Origin of the sequence: Thalassospira sp. HF15 (assembly GCF_011806525.1) — a bacterium.
GTDB lineage: Bacteria > Pseudomonadota > Alphaproteobacteria > Rhodospirillales > Thalassospiraceae > Thalassospira.
The window spans coordinates 22923-44567 of the sequence record NZ_JAAVKI010000005.1 but is presented as its reverse complement, the minus strand read 5'-3'; the positions used below and the strand labels follow the sequence as shown (position 1 = coordinate 44567).

Here is a 21645-nt window from a genome sequence, read left to right as displayed (position 1 = left end):
TCAGGCCATGATCACCCATCGAACGTGATCCCCTTTGAAAAGGACGGCCCAATGTCGAATGTCTTGATTGTTCATGCCCACCCGGAACCCGCATCCCTGACCAGCGCGCTTAAGGATATCGCGGTTGAAAAGCTGCGCGCTGATGGGCATGAGGTGAAGGTTTCCGATCTTTATGCGATGAACTGGAAGCCGCTTGCCGATGCGCAAGACTTTACCGAGCGCCGCGATCCTGATCGCCTGATTTACATCGCGGAATCCAAAAAGGCCTATGCGGCTGGCACCCAGTCCAATGATATTGCCGCCGAGCAGGACAAGCTTTTATGGGCAGATGCGGTGCTGTTCAGCTTTCCGTTGTGGTGGTACGGGATGCCCGCCATCCTGAAGGGCTGGTTTGATCGGGTGTTTGCCTTTGGTTTTGCCTATGGTGTCGGCGAACATAATGCCCAACGCTGGGGGGATCGGTACGGCGAGGGCACACTTGCCGGGCGTCGGGCGATGCTGATCGTGCCGATTGGCGGACATTTGCCGCATTACAGCGACCGTGGCGTGAATGGCAGCATTCACGATGTGCTATGGCCGATCCAGCATGGCGCGCTTTTCTATCCCGGAATGGATGTCATGCCGCCATTTCCGGTCTATCGCAGTGATCGCATGGATGAACAAGGATGGGCGGGAATCAAGACCGCGTTCAGGGAGCGTCTGGCAGGTCTGTTTACCGATGATCCAATCCCGTATCGCACCCAGAATGGCGGGCACTATGATGGCAAGCAGCGGCTGAAGCCCGAGCTGGGGGGTGGGTCGGATGGCATCAACATGCATCTGGTGCGTGATGGTGATCCTGAAGAAGTGCTGCGCGGACAGGTTCGCAAAGTCCGTGCGATGGCATCTTAGAGGAAAATCAAAAAGGGCCGGAGATGAAACCCCGGCCCTTTCGATTTTGATCTGTCTATAAAGGCTTAGCCCGCGTCGCGCGCAGCAATGGCTTCGGCCTGTCGGACCATGACTTCGGCCTGTTTGATCGACGCGATGTCAATCAGACGGCCATCCAGGGCAACGGCGCCGGCACCTTCGGCCTGGGCCTTTTCCATGGCTTCAAGGATGCGCTTGGCCTTGGTGACTTCTTCTTCCGACGGCGAATAGACTTCGTTGGAAAGGGCGATCTGGCTTGGGTGGATGGCCCATTTGCCCTCGCAGCCGAGCACCATGGCGCGGGCGGCTTGTGCGCGGTAGCCATCGGGATCAGAGAAATCGCCAAACGGACCATCAATCGGGCGCAGACCATTGGCCCGCGCCGCAACCACCATGCGGGCAATGGCGTAGTGCCACATATCCCCCCAGTGATAGTCACGCGGATTGTCGCCATCCTTGTCGGTCAGAACGCCATAATGAGGGTTCGGGCCGCCAATACCGGTTGTCATCGCCTTGGTCGAGGCGGCGTAATCGGCGACACCGAAATGCAGGCTTTCATTACGTGGTGATCCGGCAGCAATTTCGTGGATATTCTGCATGCCGAGCGCGGTTTCAATGATCAGTTCAAACCCGATGCGTTTTTTGCGGCCCTTGGCGGTTTCGATCTGGGTTGCCATCATATCAAGGGCGTAAACGTCCGCAGCAGTGCCGACCTTGGGGATCATGATCAGATCCAGCCGATCACCAGCCTGTTCGAGCACATCAACAACGTCGCGATACATATAATGGGTATCAAGGCCGTTGATCCGGACCGAGAGAACCTTGTCGCCCCAGTCGATGTCGTTGATGGCTTCGATGATATTCTTGCGCGCCTGTTCCTTGTCACTGGGCGCAACCGCGTCTTCCAGATCAAGGAAAATGGCATCGGCCTTAGATTTTGCGGCCTTTTCAAACAGTTCGATCCGGCTGCCGGGAACGGCAAGCTCGGAGCGGTTCAGACGTGCCGGGGCCGGGGTCGGTGTGGTGAAGCTCATGGTAACGTTTCTCCAGAACCTGTCATTTCAATCAGTGCGTCGCAGGCGACGGATCATCGCGCGAAGCATGTGGCGTATTTATGCGTCCCGTTTTCGGGATCGTACCGTGGCCGCCGTGACAGTTATGTGGTCTGCAATCATTGTGCGTCGCAGTAATCCTGTGGGTAACTTATGGTGCGGACGCGAATGCTGGCAAGCCCTAATACGATTATCCTTCTAGTGCTTTCGACGCAGATATTCCGTATTTAAGAAAAACTCGATGCAAGCCGGATAAAGCAATAGCCCCTTAACCGGACTGCCGTTAGATTACCGGCGATACCGGGGACGCCGCCAAAAGCGGGTCCTTAAGGCCCCATCAGCAGGTAGTATCGAACGCCCCATGCGTCGCGCTTATTCCATTGTTGTTTCTGCCGGTCTGGCACCTGCGCTTATTTTGGGCGCGTGTCTGGTGCTGGCTGTTTCACCAACACTGGTGCCTGCGGAACTTGCCGGTCTGGTGCAATATGGGCCGTTTTTGCTGGCGGTTCTGGGCGGGGCGATTGGCTGGTGGTTTAACCGCGGGCGTGCGGTTTTTGTCATGTTGCTGTTGTTGGTTTGCTATTGGCTGCTGGTTGGCAATGGGGCGGGCATCTCGGCGGAGGGATTGGCGTTTCTTCGGATCGCAACACTTTATCTGATCCCGATCAATCTGCTTTTGCTGGGCTTTACGGCGGAGCGTGGTGTTTTGAACCCGCGCGGCATTGCCCGGATGCTGGTTCTGGGATTGCAGCTATTTGTCATGTTGATGCTGGCAGGCCAGCCCGATGTCGGATCAGCCCTTCATCGCGTGCTCGATACGCGCTTTTTTGTCAGTAGCGGCATTCTGGGCGCGATGCCCCATCCGGCGATGATCATTTCGTTCATCGCGGTGGTGTTGCTTTTGATCCGGCACAGACCGCTTGAAACGAGTTTTGCCGCCGCCATCATCGCCATTGATGTGGCAACGGTGATGGGAACCGGTGTTATTCAGTACGGGTATCTGGCCGCGACGGGTGTTGTGCTGGCGGGGTTGGCGCAGGAAGCTTGGCGGATGGCGTTTGTTGATGATCTGACCGGGTTGCCGGGGCGGCGTGCACTGGGTCATGCCATGGCGGAACTTGGCAATCAGTATGCGATTGCGATGCTCGATGTTGATCACTTCAAGAAGTTCAACGACACCTATGGCCATGATGTTGGCGATATCGTTCTGAAAAAGGTTGCACGCGAACTCGCACGTGTTGGCGGGGGCGGCAAGGCATACCGTTATGGCGGTGAAGAGTTTGCCGTGCTGTTTGCCGGGCGCAGTGCCGAACGGGCACAAGAGCCGCTTGATGCGTTGCGCAAGCGGATCGCGGAGAACAAAATCACCCCGCCGGAAAAATCCAAATCCGTATCCGTCACCATTTCAGTTGGTGTGTGCGAACGTGATGAGGAAACCACCGATCCGTGGGCGGTGCTGAAAAGTGCCGACCAGAAGCTTTATCAGGCAAAGCAATCCGGTCGGAACCGCGTGGTGATTTAGCCAAGCCTAGAGTTCGTCGAACTTGAAGACGAGGCGCATGGAGCCCGCCGTATTGGCAAGGGTTGCCAAGCAGTTGGCGGCACGTTCCGGCGGAATGGCAACCGCAAAGCGCAGGGTGTAGATCCGCGCATCCTTTTCGTCGGTTGCCGATGCTGCCAGACGCACGATGTTGGCATTATATTCGATAAAGATTTCCGACAGACGCGCGATCAGGCCAGGCTGATCAATTCCCGAACATTCAATCAGATGGGTGGCCCCCGGTGCGGTGGTCAGCTCCGGCGCGGCGGCGATGGTTTCGACCGTGATGTCGGCATTTTCAAGCGCGAGTTCACGCAGGCCGGTTTCACATTCGGCAATCGGGCAATCTTCGGGAAGTTCGCAAGTGGTTTCGAACCTGGCAACACCGCCTTCGAGTGAAAAGGACGTCGGACCAAGATTGGTGCCGATATCAAATAGCCGCCCGGTGATATCGGAAATCAAACCGACGCGGTCATCGCAGGAAATGGTGATCCGGGTGTTGGCATTCATTGGTGCGCTTCCTCCTAGGTCCCTTATCGGGCTTTGCCCTTGTGATCAGCAGACCATAACACCGCAGCGAACCGAGGTGCAGTGATTTTGTCCTGAAATCGCTGCGCACGAAGGGCCGAGTACGTTGTGAACAGGTGATTGGATGGGGCCATCGTCATCACAATCATATGATTGAACTGACGCGTGCTGATGGGGCGTATGGCTTCGTGTGACAGCAACAATTCGACGTTTAAACTTAACGTTGGTCAACAGGAGATTAAGACCATGTCTGCGATTAAATCGTCTCTCATTGCCGTTGCGACCGCTGCCAGCCTTACCTTTGGTGCCATGTCCGCCAAAGCAGCTGACATCGTTGATACTGCCGTTGCTGCGGGCTCTTTCAATACGCTTGTGGCTGCCGTCAAGGCCGCCGGTCTTGTCGATACGCTTAAAGGAGAAGGTCCGTTTACGGTGTTTGCCCCGACAGATGAAGCCTTTGCCAAGCTTCCGGCCGGAACTGTTGAGGATCTTCTGAAACCGGAAAACAAGGACAAGCTTGTTTCGATCCTGACCTATCATGTGGTGCCGGGCAAAGTGATGTCCGGGGATATCGCAGGCAAGGAAATGATGGTTGCCAGTGTCCAGGGTGACAGCATTGATGTCGATGCCACCAGCGGTGTGATGGTTGATGAAGCCACGGTGGTTAGTGCTGATGTCGAGGCTGACAACGGTGTGATTCACGTGATCGACACCGTGATCATGCCGGGCATGTAAGCCCAGTACAACGAGACAAAAAAAGAAGCCCGGTGTGGAAACGCACCGGGCTTTTATATGTTCGGATGTTGGTTGCAAAACACAGGCTTGCTGGCGGGCGTTCAGGTTGCGTTGTGATGACGTGCGTTTTGCACCTGAAAATCAAGGTGCTGGCGCAGGTCGTTTGACAGGCGCAACCCGTCGCTTAGCCTTTCGAGATATTGCATTTCAGCGGGATCGTCGGGATCAATCACCAGATTGGAGACAAGATAAAGTTCCGCTGACTGTTCCTCGGTCTTGGCGAGTTTCGCGATTTCGATGGGGTCGGCGTCGGCCGAGAAGGCATCGAACAGAAAGGCTTTTTCTTCGGGGCCAAGTTGCAGTGCTGCAATCTGTTCAGAAATCCGGGCATGTTCGGTTTGATCAATGTGCCCATCGGATTTGGCTGCCGCGATCATCGCGCGGACAAGCGACAATCGGAAATCCATTTGGTTGGCGTCGGGCTCATGATCGGGGGCAAAACCGCTATCGACCGGGACATTTGCAAGATCTGCATCCTGACTGTGATCGGATGGCGGCTGGTTATTGCGGTAGTCGCGCCAAGCCTTATAGGCGAGGCCTGCCACCAGTGCTGTCCCGCCATAGGCAAGCACCTTGCCGCCCATTTTGCGACCTTTCTTGGAGCCAAGCACAGCAGACATCAGGCCGCCCGATATTGCGCCACCGACCAACCCGCCGCCAACACCGTTACCCAACATATTGCCGATGCCCTTGGTTGCGTTGGAGGCGCCTTGTGACGACACACCTGCACTTTGGGCACTTTGGGCGATTTTGCCGAGCATACCACCACCGCCACCGGACGTGTTCGCGTTGCCAGATCCCAAAACATCGCCAAGTAGTTTGCCAATATCCATTTCTTCCTCCTGTCACTATTGCATCTGGATATGAACGGCAGGGTGGTCTTCGCAAGGGACAGGCGGTGTCAAACAGCCATAACGTGCCCGGATCGTCGATTTGCTGTGGCCTTGTTCACAGAGCACAAATGCAAACAAAGGGATGCGACGTGAGTGGGGCAAAACACAAAGGCCCGACGCGTTAACGTCGGGCCTTTGACTGGCGCGCCCGGAAGGATTCGAACCTCCGGCCTTCTGATTCGTAGTCAGATGCTCTATCCAGCTGAGCTACGGGCGCTTTTTGACTTGTATAAAAGGCAAAGGCTCGACGCGATAACGTCGAGCCTTTCAATGGCGCGCCCGGGAAGATTCGAACTCCCGGCCTTTTGATTCGTAGTCAAATGCTCTATCCAGCTGAGCTACGGGCGCTTTGCCTTATTTTCCGGCGGTTTGCAAAGGACTTCTCCCCGTCGGCGGAGCGGAACTTATGCAAACGCGCAGGTCATTGCAAGTAGTAAATTTGAAATTTTGCCATTTTTTCGTAAGGCGCGGTTTGCCTGACTGCTACGCCTCTGATTTGCCCGGCTTTGTCCGGTTTGAAGTGAATAAGGACAAGACTCGGCAAAAAAGGGGCAAATGCGTCTTGTTCCATAAGTGGTCGTAGACTAAGATGCTTTCAATCCCGGGGGAGCAGGGGCTTGTTTCACCTAGATAAAAAGGCAGGCCCAGGGAGATTCGCATATTTCTACTTAGGTAATAGATCGAAATGGCCGTTCGTAAAACCTACCTCGCCGTAATCGGCACCGCCCTGATGCTGGGGGGATGTTCTTTTTCTTCTGAGGCCCTGTGGCCGACACTTGCCGGAGAAGAGGAAACGACGCAGGAAACTGCAGTTGCTTCCCAGCCCGCCAGTGCCGATGCCATCACCAGCTATGACGTTGCTGCAAGCACGGAACCGCTGACGGGTGTGTCTCAGACCGGAACCTTTGTCGGTTCCAAAGTCGAGAACATGCAGCAGGAGCTCAACCGTCTGAAGGCGGCTTTGAACAATCATAGCAATGAGTTGCAGCAGCTGCGTGGACAAACCGTTGCGCATTCGCAGGCCTATCATGGCACTGTGGCAGCGATCAGCGCCCGTCTGCAGGTTGGCACGACCCCGGGTAACCCGGTTCTGGTGCAGCAGTGGAACACCGCACAGGGCGAACTCGACCGTGTGAATGACGATATTGCCGCGTTGAACTCGCTGGCCAACAAGGTTGCCGCCGACAGCACGCTGTCGACCTTCCTGCTTGAGTCGGTTCGTTCAGCCTATCAGGTTTCAGGCGCTGTTGACGAAGACCACCGTCAGCTGGCCCTGCTTGAAGACGAAACCAACCGCACCACGGTGCTGATTGACCGTCTTCTCAATGAAATCAGCGAAAGCCTTGCCCGTCAGACGTCTTATGTCAGCACCGAGCGTGCGAACCTCAATGCGCTGGCTCTGGCTGTCAAAAACGGCGAGATCTTCGGGGATTCCTTTTCCAAGCGTGTTTTCCAGTCACAGGCTGCTCCGGCATCAAGCGGTCAGCGTATGGCTGCCGCACCGAGCGAGCGTCCGCTTGTTGTCATTCGCTTTGATTCGGCCAGCGTGAAGTACGAACAGGCGCTTTATAACGCGGTCAACCGTGTTCTGGAACGCCGTCCGCAGGCAAGCTTTGACGTGGTTGCGGTAACGCCGAATCGTGGTACCCCGGCGCAGGTTGCGCTGAACGCCAACAAATCCAAGCGTAACGCGCAGGCAGTTCTTCGGTCCCTGACCGATATGGGCATGCCAAGCTCGCGCGTGCGTGCTTCCGATGCGACCAGCGCATCAGTTTCGTCCAACGAGGTGCACGTCTTCGTGCGCTAAGTCCAAACGGACAAAACGGATTTTAAGAACGGCTGGCGGGCGCTTCGGGATATCGAAGCGCCCGTTTTTATTTTGGGCTTCGCCGCATTTGGCAAGCTTGCAAACAGAAGAGTCACATGGGCGATCTCGTCAATCTGCGTCAGGCACGCAAACAAAAACAACGTGATGAAAAGGCGCGCAAGGCCGATCAAAATCGTGCCTTGCATGGCCGAACGCGTGGCGAGCGCAGTTTGACCGATCAGGAACGCAAGAACGCTGACAAGCAGCATGACGGGCACAAGCGTGTGGATGTCGCCGATGCCAGCGATCCGGCGGCGGAGAAATCGACGGGCGAGGAAACAGCATCCGCCGAACGCGTCGAGAATAATGTGGTTTCAATTTTCGCGCCTGAGCCTGATCGTTCTTCTGATCACTGATTTCCCGGTTTTTCTCTGAACATCATATTCAGATTGGTCACGTGGCGGTGGCTGTAATCGCATGGGTTTACGCGCCTGCGTTAGCCGACATGTGTGCGATGTTTTCAGGAATTTGGGATCAGAGTGGCAAAGGTTCGCTGCCCGGGTTTGGTGCGCAGTGACGGTGGCCTTTTGCCAGCGTTGCGGGTCAAACGGGCAGGTTTTGGCCGTTACACAGGTTTGCACGGCAGGTCCGGCATGGCCGGGTCATCAAATCACAGCACCGTAAAGTCCTTTTCAAGGTGCCGGTCGCACATCTTTGGCCGCGATGCCGATTGGCAGTGCGGGGATCAGTTTACAAGCGTTTCCGCTTCGCGTTTGGCCTGATCAAGGGCCTCGTCCCAGCCCATCAACCAGTCTTCGTGGTCGCGGGAGTCAGAGGGATAAGGGTTTTCAGTCAGACGGTGGGCATCAATACCAGCCGAGAAACCCGACCCATAAGCCGAGTTTGGCAGATGGCGTTCCTGAACCACCGGGGCATGGGTTTCATAGATGCTGTTGCGGAAGGCCGGCAGGGAGCACAGCACACCGTCATCAATGCCAAGCGGGTAGGCCATCATCATGGCGGTGCCAAGCGAGGTGATCGAAAGTTCGTCGCCAGCTGTCACGCGGATCAGTCCGGCCAGTTTGAGGTGGGCAATGGCACTGTCGATCCGGCGCTGCAGCTCTGGACTGTCTTCAATGGCAATTTGATTGCCGTAATCATCAGTGCAAAAAAGGGATAAGACACGGCGCAGCAACATGCTGCGATCAAGATTAGCCTCGGCGCTGCGAAGCACGGTCAGCATCAAGGTGGGATCGCCAGGCGCGAAATCCATAGAACTGGACATTCATGGGCCTCCGTTCGGGTCTAAACGAATTCCCTCCCAAGACAGCGGCTTTTCTATCTCGTGGGTTTATCAACCCGGCCGCCTTATTGTTATTATAGTTTGCAGATATGTTTCCAACTTGTGAAGACAAGATTTCGCTTATGCGGAATTTTTTGTTCTTCGCAGTGAACAAAAACACTTTTTCAATACAAGAGATTGTAATCAGTCGCAGATTTCGGGTGCTGCAATGCGACATTTTCCCGCGAAAATTTTTCGCGGTGTGCCCTGTTCCATAAAATACGGGTGTGTAGATGATCCTGAAGTGCTCAGGTCGCTTCCTTGCCGGTTTTTGTGGCCTTGGGTGCACTCTTGCCGTCTGGGTTACGCCAGACGCGCACGCGGTTCCGACCGCCTTCCTTGGCGGCGTATAGGGCCCTGTCGGCCTTTTCGATGATCTGTTCGGTGGTGCGGCTTTTGGTCATGGGGGCTGCCCCGATCGAAGCGGTGACCGGCAGAACCGTCTCGTCGCTAATGGTGACAGGGGAGGCTTCTATCACGCGGCGGAGACGTTCAAGCACGCGTGCACATTGCTTCATATCGGCATTGGGCAGGCAGATCAGGAATTCTTCCCCGCCATAGCGATAGACCTTGTCAAACGGTCGGACGTGCGATTGCAGGATGCCTGCGACCGACTGGAGGACCATGTCGCCTGCCTGATGGCCATACGTGTCATTGACCGATTTGAAGTGATCGAGATCGACCAGCGCGATGGCGGTGGGGACTTCGGTACGGATCGTGCGTTCGCGTTCGGAATTCAGATCGCCCATCATGGTTTGGCGGTTGTATGTGCCGGTCAGGGGGTCGACATCCGAGCGCGCGGTTCTGAATGCGCGTTCAAGGCGGCGCAACTGGGCAAAGAAGGATTCTGCGCGCAGTGCCATCATGTCGAATTCGGCCGAATCGACTTCGCCGTCGACCTCACGCGCGGATAAAAGGCGTTTGGCCGAATCGTGAAGTTGTTGATGGGTTGTTGCCAGCGCATGCATGGCGGGCTGATCAATCAGCCGATTATGGCGGTTAAGCGCATACCAGGCGCCGAAATCACAGTCGTGATCGTCTTCATCGCTGTCGGTATCAGAATTGGGAGGCGAATCCGGCAGGATGAGTTTGCGGTTCCAGCGCAGCAGAAGCGCGACATGTTCGCCAAGTGCCTTTTCGAGTTCGGCCAGGATATCGCGTTCGGCATCAGCCATCCCGCCATCGGCAACGCTTCCGGGCATTTTATGGCCCCTGGACTTGCCCTTGGTCGGCTTGGTCACGGCAGGGTCTGCCTTGGCCGGTTGCGACTTGTCACTCATGCGGATGGCCCAGCAACGATTTCAGAGAACGATTTCACGAAAAGATTTCACCAAAGGTCTGTTTTAACAGGCGATCCAGTTCCGCCATAGGAATATCGACGCCAAGATCCTTGAGGCTGGTGACACCATGATCGGCAATCCCACACGGGACGATCCCACCAAAATGTGACAGGTCCGGGGCAACATTGATCGCAATACCGTGAAAAGTGACCCAGCGGCGCACGCGCACACCAATGGCAGCGATCTTGTCTTCGCGTCCATCATCGCGCACGACCCAGATCCCGACGCGACCGTCACGGCGTTCGCCGGTAATGCCAAGCAGGGCGAGGGTGCGAATCACCCATTCTTCAAGATTATGGACATAGGCCCGCACGTCGCGACCGCGATTCTTGAGGTCGAGCATCAGATAAACCGTGCGCTGCCCCGGCCCGTGATAGGTATATTGCCCGCCACGGCCCGCGTCATAGACAGGAAAGCGATCCGGGTCGACAAGGTCGTCGGCCTGCGCACTGGTGCCGGCTGTATAAAGCGGCGGATGCTCAAGAAACCAAACAAGTTCATGGGCTTCGCCAGCATTTATGGCTTCTGCGCGGGCTTCCATTTCTGCAAGGGCTTCGGGGTAGGAAACCAACTCCGGGGTGGTGCGCCACTCGGGGATTTGCGCGGTTGGGGCGTTGCTTTGCATTTTTCCTGTCAAATAAGTGAAATGAGCCCTTGATCAGGGGATACCAATTTGCTATCTCCCTTTCCGCGCCAAGGCAAGCCCGCTTCGATACCTCAAGGGCTTGCAGACATACATATGCGGTCGTGGCGGAATTGGTAGACGCGCAGCGTTGAGGTCGCTGTGGGTTAATAGCCCGTGGAAGTTCGAGTCTTCTCGACCGCACCATTATCTGGCCTCCCGGCCAATCGGGATGGTCACGAAAAAGAGCCCGCCAGCAATGGCGGGTTTTTTCGTTTCTGGACCTTCCCCATATATCCCCTACAATGGTTTGCATCCGGCATGGAATCGGTTGGGACATCCGATGTCGCAGTTGCGGCACAACCGATTGATTTATTGTGCGGTGCGGCGTTGAAAATTACGCAATGCAGCCCCTTGGCAGAGAATGAACTGAGTGCTTCAATCGCGGGCCAAACTCATTTAGTCTAATAATCCCGCTAGAGTGAATTATCAGGATTTAACCGATTTACGGTTAATTTATGTAAATACCTGAAATCAAAGGTATTATAATGGCAAATAGAAATGACAAGCTGCGCGAAGCAGCTTTGGACTATCACCGGTATCCCACCCCGGGGAAATTGTCCGTAACGGCAACCACCACCCTGGCCAACCAGCGTGATCTGGCGCTTGCCTATTCGCCGGGCGTTGCGTTTGCCTGCGAGGAAATCGTCAAAGACCCCGATACCGCAGTCGATTACACGGCTCGTGGCAATCTGGTCGGGGTGATTTCCAACGGTACGGCGGTGCTGGGGCTTGGGCCGATTGGTCCGCTGGCGTCCAAGCCGGTGATGGAAGGCAAGGCGGTTCTGTTCAAGAAGTTCGCCAATATCGATGTCTTCGATCTTGAAGTGAACGAAACCGATCCCGAAAAATTCATCGATATTGTAGCCGCCCTGGAACCGACTTTCGGGGGTGTTAACCTGGAAGACATTAAGGCGCCGGAATGCTTCATCATCGAGAAGGCATTGCGCGAACGTTGCAACATTCCGATTTTCCACGATGACCAGCACGGCACCGCGATTTGTGTGGCGGCGGCTGTCCTGAACGGTCTGCGTGTCACCGGCAAGGACATCAACAAGGTCCGTCTTGTCACATCGGGTGCCGGTGCAGCAGCCTTGGCATGCTTGAACCTTCTGGTTTCCATGGGGTTGCCCAGGCACAACATCACGGTCACTGACCGGTTTGGTGTGGTCTATAAGGGCCGGGCCGAGGAAATGGATCCGTGGAAGGCCGAATACGCCATCGAAACCAATGCGCGTACACTCAGCGACGTGATTGAAGGCGCTGATATCTTCCTGGGCCTGTCGGCACCGAACGTGATGGGCGAGGATGAGCTTCGCAAAATGGGCGAAGGCCCGATCATCATGGCGCTGGCCAACCCGACCCCGGAAGTATCCCCGGAACTGGTCAAGGAAATCCGCCCGGATGCGGTTATGGCGACCGGTCGTACCGATTATCCGAACCAGGTGAACAACGTTCTGTGTTTCCCGTTCCTGTTCCGTGGTGCGCTTGATGTTGGTGCGACCGAGATCAACGAGGAAATGAAAATTGCCGCGGTCGAGGCGATTGCCGATCTGGCAACAGCCGAAGTTTCCGACGTGGTGGCAACCGCCTATGGCGGCGAGGAGCTTAAATTCGGACCGGAATATCTGATCCCGAAGCCGTTTGACCCGCGCCTGATGCTGGAAATTCCGCCGCGTGTTGCGAAGGCCGCGATGGATAGTGGTGTTGCCAAACGCCCGATCGAGGATTTTGACGAGTACCGTCAGCAGCTTGAAGGCTTTGTCTTCCGGTCTGGCCTTGTCATGAAGCCGGTGTTTGACGTTGCACGTTCGCACAAGAAACGCGTTGTCTATCCCGAAGGCGAATCACGCCGTGTTTTGCAGGCCTGTCAGGTGCTTGTCGATGACGGTATTTGCCATCCGGTTCTGATCGGTCGTCGTGAAGTGATCCTTGAGCGGATCACCGAGCTTGGCCTGCGTCTTATCCCTGATGAGCAGATCGAAATTCACGATCCGGATGACAATCCGCATTTCGAACAGGATTGGCAGGACTTCCACAACATCATGGGCCGTCGCGGGATCAACCCGGAATATGCCCGGGCGATTGTCCGTACACGTCCGACCGTGATTGCGGCGCTGATGCTGCGTCGGGGCGAAGTCGATGCGATGCTGTGTGGTTGTCAGGGTGGTTTCCTGCGCCATTTGCGCTATGTCCGCAATCTTGTCGGCCTGCGCAAGGGAGTGACGGATTTCTCCACGGTCAACATGATGATCATGAAGCAGGGCACGTTCTTCCTGACCGATACCTATGTCTCGGTGGATCCGACGCCGGAACATGTGGCGGAAACCGCCATCATGGCAGCAGACGTGGTCAAGCGTTTCGGCATTACGCCAAAGGCCGCCTTGATTTCGCATTCCAACTTCGGCAGTCACGAAAACAAGTCGGCGTGCAAGATGCGTGATGCGCTTCAGCTCATCAGAACGCAGGCACCCGACCTTGAGATCGAAGGTGAAATGCATGCGGATGCAGCAATTTCGCAGCCGATCCGTGACCGGATCTTCCCGCACTCGATGCTGAGCGGTTCGGCTAACCTTCTGGTGATGCCGACCCTTGATGCGGCCAACATTTCCTACAACATGGTCAAGATGTTGGGCGACGGGCTTCCGGTCGGGCCGATCCTGGTTGGTGCGGCCAAGTCGGCCCACGTTGTCAGCCCGTCGATTACCGTGCGCGGAATTGTCAATATGACCGCGATTGCCGTGGTTGACGCCGTAACACGGACTCAGGAAAGTCAGTAACATCTGCCCCGGTCCCGTGTTTAATCACAGGCGGGGCAGGGTATCTGCCATCGCGCTCTTGACCGGGGCACTGTGATGGCGCAGAAACAGCCGTGTCAGGCATTGGAACACAATGCCGGGCACGGCGTTTAATCTTGTGCAGGAAAAATTGGCGGCTCATTAATCAGGGAGGGGCAGATGACAGGTCAAGTCGAAGAACTCGACCGTCCGGCGGATACGTCTTCCGGCGATGAATATGTCGATCTTACTCCCGAATATGCCCGCGAAGTTTTTGATGCGCTGGGCGAAGAAGAAGGCAACAAGGCGGCCGACCTTCTGGCTGAACTGCACTTTGCCGATATCGCCGATTTGCTGGGGTGGGCCAGCTCCAACCAGCGTGAACAGCTTGTCGATCTGATCCGTCCGGATTTTGATCCGGAATTCCTGACCGAACTTGATGACGAACTTCGTGAAGAAGTCATCGGCCTTCTGGGTACCGAGGTGGTGGCCGAGGCAATCACCGAACTTGATTCGGATGACGTTGTCGAGGTCATCGAGGACTTTGATGAAGATGAACAGCGCGAGCTTTTGGGCGCGCTGTCTGACATCGAACGAGCGCGTGTTGAAGAGGCGCTGTCCTATCCGGAATATACCGCCGGTCGTATCATGCAGCGCGAGCTGGTGGCGATCCCGGATTACTGGTCCGTCGGGCAAACGATTGATTTCCTGCGTTCGGCCAAAAGCCTGCCTGAAGATTTCTATGACATCATTGTTGTTGATCCGCGCTATAGTCCGGTCGGCATTGTGCCGCTGTCGCGTGTGATCCGCACCAATCGCCCGGTTCTGATCCGTGACGTGATGGAATCAGATGAAATGCGCACGGTTGTTGTGACCGAGGAACAGGAAAACGTCGCCCACCTGTTCCGTCAGCGTGACCTGATTTCTGCACCGGTTGTTGATGATAGCGGCCGACTGGTCGGTGTGATCACGGTCGATGACGTCGTTGACGTTATTGACGAGGAATATGAAGAAGACATGATGCGCCTTGCCGGTGTTGGTGAGGAGGATGACCTTTCAAGCGCCATTCTTGCCACCACCCGGTCGCGCTTTACCTGGCTTTTGGTCAATCTTGGCACGGCGATTATGGCATCGGCGGTGATCGGCCTGTTTGAAGGCACGATTGAAAAGCTTGTTGCCCTTGCGGTTCTGATGCCGATTGTGGCCTCGATGGGGGGGAATGCCGGTACCCAGACCCTGACGGTTGCGGTGCGCGCCATTGCAACGCGTGAACTTTCCAGCACCAACGCCTGGCGTGTGATCCGCAAGGAAGTTGCGGTTTGCGGTCTCAATGGTCTTGCCTTTGCCGTCTTGTCCGGGACGGTCACGTGGTTCTGGTTTGATGACATGATGCTTGGTGGCGTCATCGGTGTTGCGATGATCATCAACCTGCTGTTTGCCGGGTTGTTCGGGGCGCTGATCCCGCTTGGTCTGGAGCGTGCCGGTATTGACCCGGCGGTGTCATCCTCGGTCTTCCTGACGACGATTACCGATGTGGTCGGCTTCTTTGCCTTCCTTGGACTGGCCGCAGCCTTCCTGCTTTAACCAGCCATTTGATAACGTCCTAGAAACATAAAACCCCGCATCCAATATGGCTGCGGGGTTTTGCTTTGACGGGAATTTCTGCTTATCCGGATTGCTTGTTGTTTGGCGGTGCTGCCGTCAGTTTTGGCGCTGGCTGGCTTGGATTTTGCTGGATCAGGAGTTCCAGCGTATCGGCCGCATCGCGCGGTGCTGACAGCAGGAAACCCTGCATCTCATCGCAATCGGCGGCCTGCAGGGAAGCCATCTGTTCCTCTGTCTCGACACCGACCGCCACGACCTTGCGATTCAGGCTTTTGCACAGCCGGATTGCCGGTTGCAGGACACTGTTTTCCGGCTGCTCATCGAGTGCGACGTTAAACAGCGATTTGGACAGCTTGATGCGCTGAACCGGGAAGCGTTTGAGATAACGAAGTGACGTATTGCCCGCCGCAAAGTGATCCAGCGTCAGACCAATGCCTGCCTCGGCAAAGCGATAGAACTGACCGAGTGCGCGTTCGGGATCACGCATGGCGATTTCTTCGGAAACCTCGATCTCGATCATCGCAGCGTCGATTTCGTGTTCGGTGGTCAGATCGGTAATGTTCTTGATCAGATCGGCTTGAATGAACTGGCGGCTCGAGACATTGAGCGCAATCGGAACCGGGACGTAACCTTGCTTACGCCAGTCAGCGACCTGTTTGCAGACGGTTTCAATGATCCAGTGGCCAAGTGGCGAAAGCAGGCCGGTACGATCCGCAACCGCGATGAAATCAGGCGGCAGGCGACGTTTGCCACTATCATCAATCCAGCGCAGCAGTGCCTCGAACCCGGTCAGGGTGCGGTCCGATGTGCGATAGCGCGGCTGATATTCAAGCACGAAGCGTTTTTCATCAACAGCGCGCCTGAGCTGCGTTTCCATCGACAGGCGTGCATGCATGACGTTGTTCATCGTCTCGACAAAGAAGCAATAAGACGATTCTGCTGATTTCTGGGCGCGATACATCGCCGCGTCAGCATTGGCCATCAATTGTGACGGGGCCCGCGCATCATTGGGATAGAGTGCAACACCGACACTGACATGCAGGCGGATTTCGTCACCGGTGGATGTCAGGATCGGTTGCGACATGGCTTCGACAACGCGTTCGGCGACAAGGGCCGCACCTTCGGCCTCGGAGAGGTCGGTTGCGATAATCGCAAACATATCACCCGAGAACCGCGCACAGGTGTCCTTTTCGCGCACAGTGGCGCGCAGGCGCCCGGAAATGGTGCGGAGCGTCTCATCCCCGACATCCGCACCAAACCGGTCATTAATCGCCCGGAAGTTGTCGATATCGACCACCAGAACCGAAAGCAGCTTTTCATAGCGCTTGGCATGTGCGACGGCCTGATTAAGGCGGTCTTCAAACAGCGCATGGTTTGGCAGGCCTGTTAGCGGGTCATGGGTTGCCAGATAGCGCAGCCGATTGACCGATGCGTTGGCAGCAGGGTTGTGGTGCAGGGTGATGTCGACACAGTCAGGGTTGGTCGTTGACGGCTTCATCGCCAGGTTACAGACCACATGCACGCCTTCGGCACTGCGGACAATCCATTCGCGCCGAATTTCCTCGTCACCGCGACTGATTGCCAGCAACATCTTTTCCTGCGAGCGGCGCGATGCCGTGCCATCTGACTGGAATTCCGGTGCCAGATTATAAAACCGGATAAAGCCGTAATCCTCTTCGCGCAGGTCAAAGAATTCGGCGGTTTCCGGTGACATCGACTTCAGATGACCGTCGAGCTTGGTAATCGAAAGCGACAGGTCACTGATATCATCCCCGGCATTAATGTGATGAACGGTCCGCCGCAGGGCGGTTTTCTGCCGGTTGGCGAGCAGGAAGATGATTGTGGTAAATAGTATCGTCGTCAACGCGCCGAACATCAGCACCAGTTCAGGGTTGATGGTGTCTTGCGCAAGTTTCGGATCGGCGATGACATCGACCTGCCATTGGCGACCGACGACATCAAAGGCCACAGTGCGCTGGAGGGTTTCGTCATCACCCTCGCCACGAATTTCGAACAGAACCGTATCGCCTTCGCGTACACGCACGCTGTAATCTTCGACCTGTTCGGTATTGATCACAGAAGCCAGCATGGATCGAATGCGAAATGCACCGTTGATGATGCCAATAATCTCGCCATCACGTCCAAGTACAGGGCTATAGGCGGCAAAGCCGCGGCCACCCTGCATCAGTTCAAGTGTCGGTGTGATCTGGGTACGGCGTTGATCAAGCGCGATATCAAGCACCGGCCCCGCCAGCGGATGGCGTTTCAGATCTGCGCCCATGGCCGGAACGTTGCCTTTGATCGGGGCAACATAAAGGATGATGTAATTCGGGGTGATCCAGTTGATCGCCTGAAGAGCCGGGAAACGGCTTTGGAGTGGGGTGGCGATCGAAAGGTAGTCGCGTTCATCCTCTGGCGGGCCGCCCTGCCAATTATCAGCAAAGCTTTCAAGCACAGAGAGATTGCTGTTCACGATGCCCTTGACCTGCTGAGCGACGGCACTTGCCGTTATATGACCCGCAGATTGGAGGATGGTCCGGCGATCATTCTGGACCGTTTGCCAGATAAAGAAAGTAACCGATGCAAAGAAAGCAGCCGTCAGGAAACCCGCCGCCGATGCCCGTTTTTTCAAACGTGACGTTTGCTTGTTGGCGTTTTCCTCTGAGTGCTTTGTCTCTTCTTCCATATCTCCCCCAACACAGCGACCCGTCCTGATCCTCCCCGATCAGGGCCGTGCCCACACTTGGTGTCTGGTCACCAGCAAACATCGGCGCTTATGCGCGCTGACGTATAAAAAGTAGGTCCGGCATCTTGCGAGTCAAAAAACGGTACCGTTCTTTTATGGTGTTATTCTTACACGACTTTAAGGGGTTGGTCGCCTGCAATTGCGGAATAATTTTCGCTAGTGATTGCCAAAAAGCTTTCCCGGACAGGGTTTTGAGACCGGTTTGGCGATAATAAATCGTTGTTAGCCCCTGTTCTGAAAACGTGAAGTGGTGTATCTCAGGCGGAAATCCGGCCCCCGCAGTCAGGGCCGGTTACTGCGTGACAAGGTTCACCCCCAGAGAGAGTCCATGAAACACCATAACCGCAATCCCCGCGCCCGCGGGGGACGCAAGCGTCAACCATCCCGACGTGATCCGCTGATCGGGTATGAAGCAGACGTCACCATCGAGCAGATCGGTGCGCGTGGCGATGGGATCGCGCATGTCATCGCCCCGGATGGAAAGTCGGTTCTGATCTATGTGGATTGCGTCTTGCCCGGGGATGAAGTGCGTGTCGCACTGCGCCAGAAACGCGGTGATGGCTATGGTGCAGAGGTTGTTGCCGAAATTGCACGCGCCAGTGGTGGCAGCGCGCCGCGTTGTGCGCATTTCAAGGAATGCGGTGGCTGCGCACTACAGCACATGAATGATGATGATTACCGCACGTGGAAACGTGACAAGGCCCTGGTGGCAGTCCAACGGGCAGGTGTCGATCCGCAAGATGCGGATGCGCTGGTCGGAGATGTCGAAATTTCACCACCGGCAAGCCGTCGGCGGGCCGGGTTTTCCGTGCATGTCGGTGCGACCGGTGTCTTTGTCGGGTTTCATGGGCGGTTTAGCCATACGGTCCTAAACGTGCCCGATTGCGCAGTGTTGCGTCCGGAACTAATGGCGTTTCGCGAAGCGTTTGTGATGTTCCTTGAAGCATGCCCGCCCGAGCAGGCGCGTGACATCAAGGAAGTGTTTGTCACCCTGACCGATACGGGACTGGATGTGCTGGTTCAGGCAAGCAAAGATCCCGAACTTGATATGCGTCAGGATCTGGCAGAGTTCGCCGGTGACCAGAATATTGCGCGGCTCAGTTGGAAAACCGGGGATCGTCCGGATGAACCCCTTGCCGCACGCCATACCCCGGTTGTTCATTTTGAAAATGTTGATGTTCCGATTGCGCCCGGTGGTTTCTTGCAAGCCACCCGTGAAGGGGAACAGGCACTGGTTGCTGCCATCAAGGCCGCGGTAAACGAGATTGCACCGAAAAACGTGGCCGATCTTTTCTGCGGGGTTGGCAGTTTTACATTCTCACTCGCCCTGTCGGGCAAACGGCGTTCGGTAACAGCCGTTGAAAGCGACCCGCGTGCGGTTGAATTGCTGCAATATGCGGTTGGACAATCGGGAAGCCCGATCAAGGTCGTGCGACGCGATCTTTTCCGCCAGCCGCTTGTCGGCGATGAACTGACCGGTTTTGATCTTGTTGTGTTTGACCCGCCGCGTGCCGGTGCGCTGGCACAGTGTGAAGCCCTGGCCGTCGACGGGCCGGAATGGGTTATTGCCGTATCATGCAATCCGGCGACGTTTAGCCGCGATATGCGGGTGTTGCGCAATGGTGGTTATCAAATTGAAAAAGTCGTTCCGGTGGATCAGTTCTTGTGGTCATCGCACCTGGAAATGTTCGCAATATTGCGGCGTAAACCCAATGAATAAGGCCGGTTTGTAGACCGGTACGCTTTGGGGCTTAATTTTTGTTCGCTTATATACTATACTAGTAGCTGGTATTTCCGCCGGACACCAGGATGGTCAGGTTGGCAAGGGATCGATACTGCTTGGTCCTTCTGCCCGTGCAGCACGTAGTTGTTTTGCCGGCTTGTTTGAGCGGAAAAACGATGGAACCACTGGCCAGTCAGCTGCCAATCTATACCAATACTGCGCGTGCAATCGCACCGCAGAACAGGTTGATTGCGTCTGAAAGCAGCCAGTCCTCTGCTGATAATCAGAATACAAATCGCAATGCCGACTCGCTCCGGGGTGCCGGGTACGCAAGTACGCAATTAAACAGTTCGCTTGGGGATGCCAGTTCGCTTCTTGGTCAGGCTTCCAGCGACCTTTCGCGGATTGGTGATGCGCTTGACGAAATTGATGCGCTGGTCACGATCGCAGAAGAAAACAGCGATCTGTCTACCCAGCAGCGCGCACAGCTTAACACGCAAATCGAAGATTATCTGACCCAGATTGACGATATCGCTGCCAATAGCAGCTTTGAGAATCGCGATCTGTTGGCATCCGATCAGACGATCACGCTCCAGGTCGGGACGGGGACATCATCGGATAACCGTATTGATGTTGAACTGTCAGCCTCAAGCTCTGAAGATCTGGCAACCGGTCTGTCAGCCATCAACGTTTCAGATACTGCTGGCGTTTCCAATGCCCGAACGCTGGTTGACGACGCGCAGGAAGCACTCCGTGATCGCGAGATTTCCATCGCGTCTGATCAGGGCAGCCTGCGTAATGCGCAGGATCAAAACCGTGTTTCACAGGTTGCGGGTGAAAATATCCTGCAGGCACAGCTTGCCGCATCAGAGCCATCTGGCCGTGAGGATGCACAAGCCCGCATTTCTGAAAACTTGCAGGCCTATCTTGGAGACGTGTCTGCGCAGCTTGCCAGCCAGTCGGTGGCAGTGGGCGGCATTACCCTGCCAGAACCGCGACCTGATCCGGTGCCTGAGCGTGAAGAAAATCCGTTCCTTGATCCGGATGCTGAAGATGAAAACGCGTTGTCGGATCAGGGCTTCCTTGGTGCAGGCAATGAACCCGCTCAGCCGTTTGCAGTGCCCGCCTTTGGCGGATATGACAGCGGTGGCAATGGAACATCTGGTGGCAGCTTCGGCACTGATCGTCCGACGAACCGGATTTCTGTTGAAGCCTGAACCTGATCAGGCGTGACGGGATGACCGAGTAGGATTGTTATCCTTCGATATTCTCGTCCTCATAGATGCCCCAAAAGCCATGACGGGGCGTCCATCCTTCGAAATCACCAAAACGTAGCTGACACCAGTCGACGGTGGTCGGGCAATCCTCGATGCTGCCAATCACGCTTGTCGAGACAAGCGCGATCTTGCGTGCGTTCTTGTCGGCCGCAGAATAGAGCGTGATGTTCTCGTCTGTAACGATGACATGGCGCGATCCGACCAAAAGGCTCTGATGGACCCAGCCTTCGCTGCCTTCCCAGTCACGGACTTTGCGCCAGGTGTCGAATTCAGACACCACTTCCATCGGCATGTTGCGGCGATGATAAATCCAGACTTTCGGATATCGCAGCCCCGGACCAGCCCGCAAAAACACCTTGTCAGAGCGCAGTGCGACAAATCGCGGGATCGGCAGGCCCGATTCCTGTGCGCTGGCCACGATCGGTGTGGTCAGGCTGCCCAGAATCGCCAAAGCCATGAAGCGATACAGAAATTTGCGCAAAATCTGCGGCATCTTGTTGGTATTCCCTCGTTTATTTCATTTGCACGGCTTTTGTAAAAGTTCGCGATTGCGAAATAAAATTACAAAAAATGCGTCAAAATCCTTGCTTTTGTACCTTTTGGCATGGCATCACTGCAGTGCGGCAGGG

Annotated in this window: 17 protein-coding genes and 3 tRNA genes; 10 read left to right on the top strand and 10 right to left on the bottom strand. The window is 55.7% G+C overall.

The window, feature by feature from the left end; genetic code table 11:
- Positions 1 to 51 precede the first annotated feature (51 nt).
- Positions 52 to 891, top strand: coding sequence for an NAD(P)H-dependent oxidoreductase (locus HED22_RS12180; protein ID WP_167722532.1), 840 nt, complete (start codon positions 52 to 54; stop codon positions 889 to 891).
- A 65-nt stretch (positions 892 to 956) separates the two neighbouring features.
- Here HED22_RS12180 and HED22_RS12175 read toward each other — a convergent pair whose 3' ends face one another.
- Positions 957 to 1943: a CoA ester lyase gene (locus HED22_RS12175; RefSeq protein WP_167722529.1), complete on the bottom strand. Its 987-nt coding sequence runs from the start codon at positions 1941 to 1943 to the stop codon at positions 957 to 959.
- Between the two features lie 379 nt (positions 1944 to 2322).
- Here HED22_RS12175 and HED22_RS12170 point away from each other — a divergent pair, with 379 nt between their 5' ends.
- The gene (locus HED22_RS12170) at positions 2323 to 3483 is read left to right on the top strand and encodes a diguanylate cyclase (RefSeq protein WP_167722526.1); all 1161 of its coding nucleotides are present in this window, start codon (positions 2323 to 2325) and stop codon (positions 3481 to 3483) included.
- A gap of 6 nt (positions 3484 to 3489) precedes the next feature.
- On the opposite strand, the gene HED22_RS12165 is transcribed toward HED22_RS12170, so the two are convergent.
- Positions 3490 to 4011 (bottom strand): glycine cleavage system protein R, encoded by a 522-nt coding sequence (locus HED22_RS12165; RefSeq protein ID WP_167722523.1) that lies wholly within the window; start codon positions 4009 to 4011, stop codon positions 3490 to 3492.
- A 264-nt stretch (positions 4012 to 4275) separates the two neighbouring features.
- On the opposite strand from HED22_RS12165, the gene HED22_RS12160 reads away from it, so the two are divergent.
- The gene (locus tag HED22_RS12160; protein WP_167722520.1) at positions 4276 to 4764 is read left to right on the top strand and encodes a fasciclin domain-containing protein; all 489 of its coding nucleotides are present in this window, start codon (positions 4276 to 4278) and stop codon (positions 4762 to 4764) included.
- A gap of 101 nt (positions 4765 to 4865) precedes the next feature.
- Here HED22_RS12160 and HED22_RS12155 read toward each other — a convergent pair whose 3' ends face one another.
- From HED22_RS12155 to HED22_RS12145, 3 genes are all read right to left on the bottom strand, one after another.
- The gene (locus HED22_RS12155; protein WP_167722518.1) at positions 4866 to 5657 is read right to left on the bottom strand and encodes a tellurite resistance TerB family protein; all 792 of its coding nucleotides are present in this window, start codon (positions 5655 to 5657) and stop codon (positions 4866 to 4868) included.
- Between the two features lie 200 nt (positions 5658 to 5857).
- A tRNA-Arg gene (locus HED22_RS12150) sits at positions 5858 to 5934 on the bottom strand.
- Between the two features lie 54 nt (positions 5935 to 5988).
- Positions 5989 to 6065: transfer RNA gene (locus tag HED22_RS12145), tRNA-Arg, on the bottom strand.
- Between the two features lie 337 nt (positions 6066 to 6402).
- Between HED22_RS12145 and HED22_RS12140 the strand changes: the two genes are divergently transcribed.
- Complete coding sequence (locus tag HED22_RS12140) at positions 6403 to 7524, top strand: hypothetical protein (protein WP_167722516.1); 1122 nt, start codon at positions 6403 to 6405, stop codon at positions 7522 to 7524.
- Positions 7525 to 7640: 116 nt separating this feature from the next.
- Positions 7641 to 7940 carry a DUF4169 family protein gene (locus tag HED22_RS12135; RefSeq protein ID WP_167722513.1) on the top strand — a complete coding sequence of 100 codons (300 nt, stop codon included), beginning with the start codon at positions 7641 to 7643 and terminating at the stop codon, positions 7938 to 7940.
- Positions 7941 to 8269: 329 nt separating this feature from the next.
- Here the strand turns inward: HED22_RS12135 and HED22_RS12130 are convergent, their stop codons facing one another.
- The 3 genes from HED22_RS12130 to lipB all read right to left on the bottom strand — a co-directional run bounded on the left by HED22_RS12130 (position 8270) and on the right by lipB (position 10831).
- Entirely contained in the window at positions 8270 to 8809 is a 540-nt protein-coding gene (locus tag HED22_RS12130; protein ID WP_254870003.1) for a hypothetical protein, read from the bottom strand.
- Positions 8810 to 9114: 305 nt separating this feature from the next.
- Positions 9115 to 10146: a diguanylate cyclase gene (locus HED22_RS12125; RefSeq protein ID WP_254870002.1), complete on the bottom strand. Its 1032-nt coding sequence runs from the start codon at positions 10144 to 10146 to the stop codon at positions 9115 to 9117.
- A 34-nt stretch (positions 10147 to 10180) separates the two neighbouring features.
- Positions 10181 to 10831: a lipoyl(octanoyl) transferase LipB gene (lipB, locus tag HED22_RS12120; protein ID WP_167722512.1), complete on the bottom strand. Its 651-nt coding sequence runs from the start codon at positions 10829 to 10831 to the stop codon at positions 10181 to 10183.
- Positions 10832 to 10947: 116 nt separating this feature from the next.
- On the opposite strand from lipB, the gene HED22_RS12115 reads away from it, so the two are divergent.
- The 3 genes from HED22_RS12115 to mgtE all read left to right on the top strand — a co-directional run bounded on the left by HED22_RS12115 (position 10948) and on the right by mgtE (position 15249).
- Positions 10948 to 11035: transfer RNA gene (locus tag HED22_RS12115), tRNA-Leu, on the top strand.
- Between the two features lie 341 nt (positions 11036 to 11376).
- Positions 11377 to 13668, top strand: a complete 2292-nt coding sequence (locus HED22_RS12110) for an NADP-dependent malic enzyme (protein WP_167722509.1) — start codon at positions 11377 to 11379, stop codon at positions 13666 to 13668.
- Positions 13669 to 13845: 177 nt separating this feature from the next.
- Positions 13846 to 15249, top strand: coding sequence for a magnesium transporter (gene mgtE / locus HED22_RS12105; protein WP_167722507.1), 1404 nt, complete (start codon positions 13846 to 13848; stop codon positions 15247 to 15249).
- An 82-nt stretch (positions 15250 to 15331) separates the two neighbouring features.
- Here mgtE and HED22_RS12100 read toward each other — a convergent pair whose 3' ends face one another.
- Entirely contained in the window at positions 15332 to 17956 is a 2625-nt protein-coding gene (locus HED22_RS12100; RefSeq protein ID WP_167722505.1) for an EAL domain-containing protein, read from the bottom strand.
- 388 nt (positions 17957 to 18344) lie between these two features.
- On the opposite strand from HED22_RS12100, the gene HED22_RS12095 reads away from it, so the two are divergent.
- Together HED22_RS12095 and HED22_RS12090 are read left to right on the top strand one after the other, a co-directional pair.
- Complete coding sequence (locus HED22_RS12095) at positions 18345 to 19736, top strand: class I SAM-dependent RNA methyltransferase (RefSeq protein WP_167722503.1); 1392 nt, start codon at positions 18345 to 18347, stop codon at positions 19734 to 19736.
- A gap of 179 nt (positions 19737 to 19915) precedes the next feature.
- Complete coding sequence (locus tag HED22_RS12090; protein WP_167722501.1) at positions 19916 to 20956, top strand: hypothetical protein; 1041 nt, start codon at positions 19916 to 19918, stop codon at positions 20954 to 20956.
- 37 nt (positions 20957 to 20993) lie between these two features.
- Here the strand turns inward: HED22_RS12090 and HED22_RS12085 are convergent, their stop codons facing one another.
- Positions 20994 to 21509, bottom strand: coding sequence for an SH3 domain-containing protein (locus tag HED22_RS12085; protein WP_167722499.1), 516 nt, complete (start codon positions 21507 to 21509; stop codon positions 20994 to 20996).
- Between the last annotated feature and the right edge of the window lie 136 nt (positions 21510 to 21645).

Bases quoted from the DNA above. Each gene is read 5' to 3' on its own strand.
- HED22_RS12180 (WP_167722532.1), top strand. From the start codon at position 52: ATGTCGAATGTCTTGATTGTTCATGCCCACCCGGAACCCGCATCCCTG.
- HED22_RS12175 (WP_167722529.1), bottom strand. From the start codon at position 1,943: ATGAGCTTCACCACACCGACCCCGGCCCCGGCACGTCTGAACCGCTCC.
- HED22_RS12170 (WP_167722526.1), top strand. From the start codon at position 2,323: ATGCGTCGCGCTTATTCCATTGTTGTTTCTGCCGGTCTGGCACCTGCG.
- HED22_RS12165 (WP_167722523.1), bottom strand. From the start codon at position 4,011: ATGAATGCCAACACCCGGATCACCATTTCCTGCGATGACCGCGTCGGT.
- HED22_RS12160 (WP_167722520.1), top strand. From the start codon at position 4,276: ATGTCTGCGATTAAATCGTCTCTCATTGCCGTTGCGACCGCTGCCAGC.
- HED22_RS12155 (WP_167722518.1), bottom strand. From the start codon at position 5,657: ATGGATATTGGCAAACTACTTGGCGATGTTTTGGGATCTGGCAACGCG.
- HED22_RS12140 (WP_167722516.1), top strand. From the start codon at position 6,403: ATGGCCGTTCGTAAAACCTACCTCGCCGTAATCGGCACCGCCCTGATG.
- HED22_RS12135 (WP_167722513.1), top strand. From the start codon at position 7,641: ATGGGCGATCTCGTCAATCTGCGTCAGGCACGCAAACAAAAACAACGT.
- HED22_RS12130 (WP_254870003.1), bottom strand. From the start codon at position 8,809: ATGTCCAGTTCTATGGATTTCGCGCCTGGCGATCCCACCTTGATGCTG.
- HED22_RS12125 (WP_254870002.1), bottom strand. From the start codon at position 10,146: ATGAGTGACAAGTCGCAACCGGCCAAGGCAGACCCTGCCGTGACCAAG.
- lipB (WP_167722512.1), bottom strand. From the start codon at position 10,831: ATGCAAAGCAACGCCCCAACCGCGCAAATCCCCGAGTGGCGCACCACC.
- HED22_RS12110 (WP_167722509.1), top strand. From the start codon at position 11,377: ATGGCAAATAGAAATGACAAGCTGCGCGAAGCAGCTTTGGACTATCAC.
- mgtE (WP_167722507.1), top strand. From the start codon at position 13,846: ATGACAGGTCAAGTCGAAGAACTCGACCGTCCGGCGGATACGTCTTCC.
- HED22_RS12100 (WP_167722505.1), bottom strand. From the start codon at position 17,956: ATGGAAGAAGAGACAAAGCACTCAGAGGAAAACGCCAACAAGCAAACG.
- HED22_RS12095 (WP_167722503.1), top strand. From the start codon at position 18,345: ATGAAACACCATAACCGCAATCCCCGCGCCCGCGGGGGACGCAAGCGT.
- HED22_RS12090 (WP_167722501.1), top strand. From the start codon at position 19,916: ATGGAACCACTGGCCAGTCAGCTGCCAATCTATACCAATACTGCGCGT.
- HED22_RS12085 (WP_167722499.1), bottom strand. From the start codon at position 21,509: ATGCCGCAGATTTTGCGCAAATTTCTGTATCGCTTCATGGCTTTGGCG.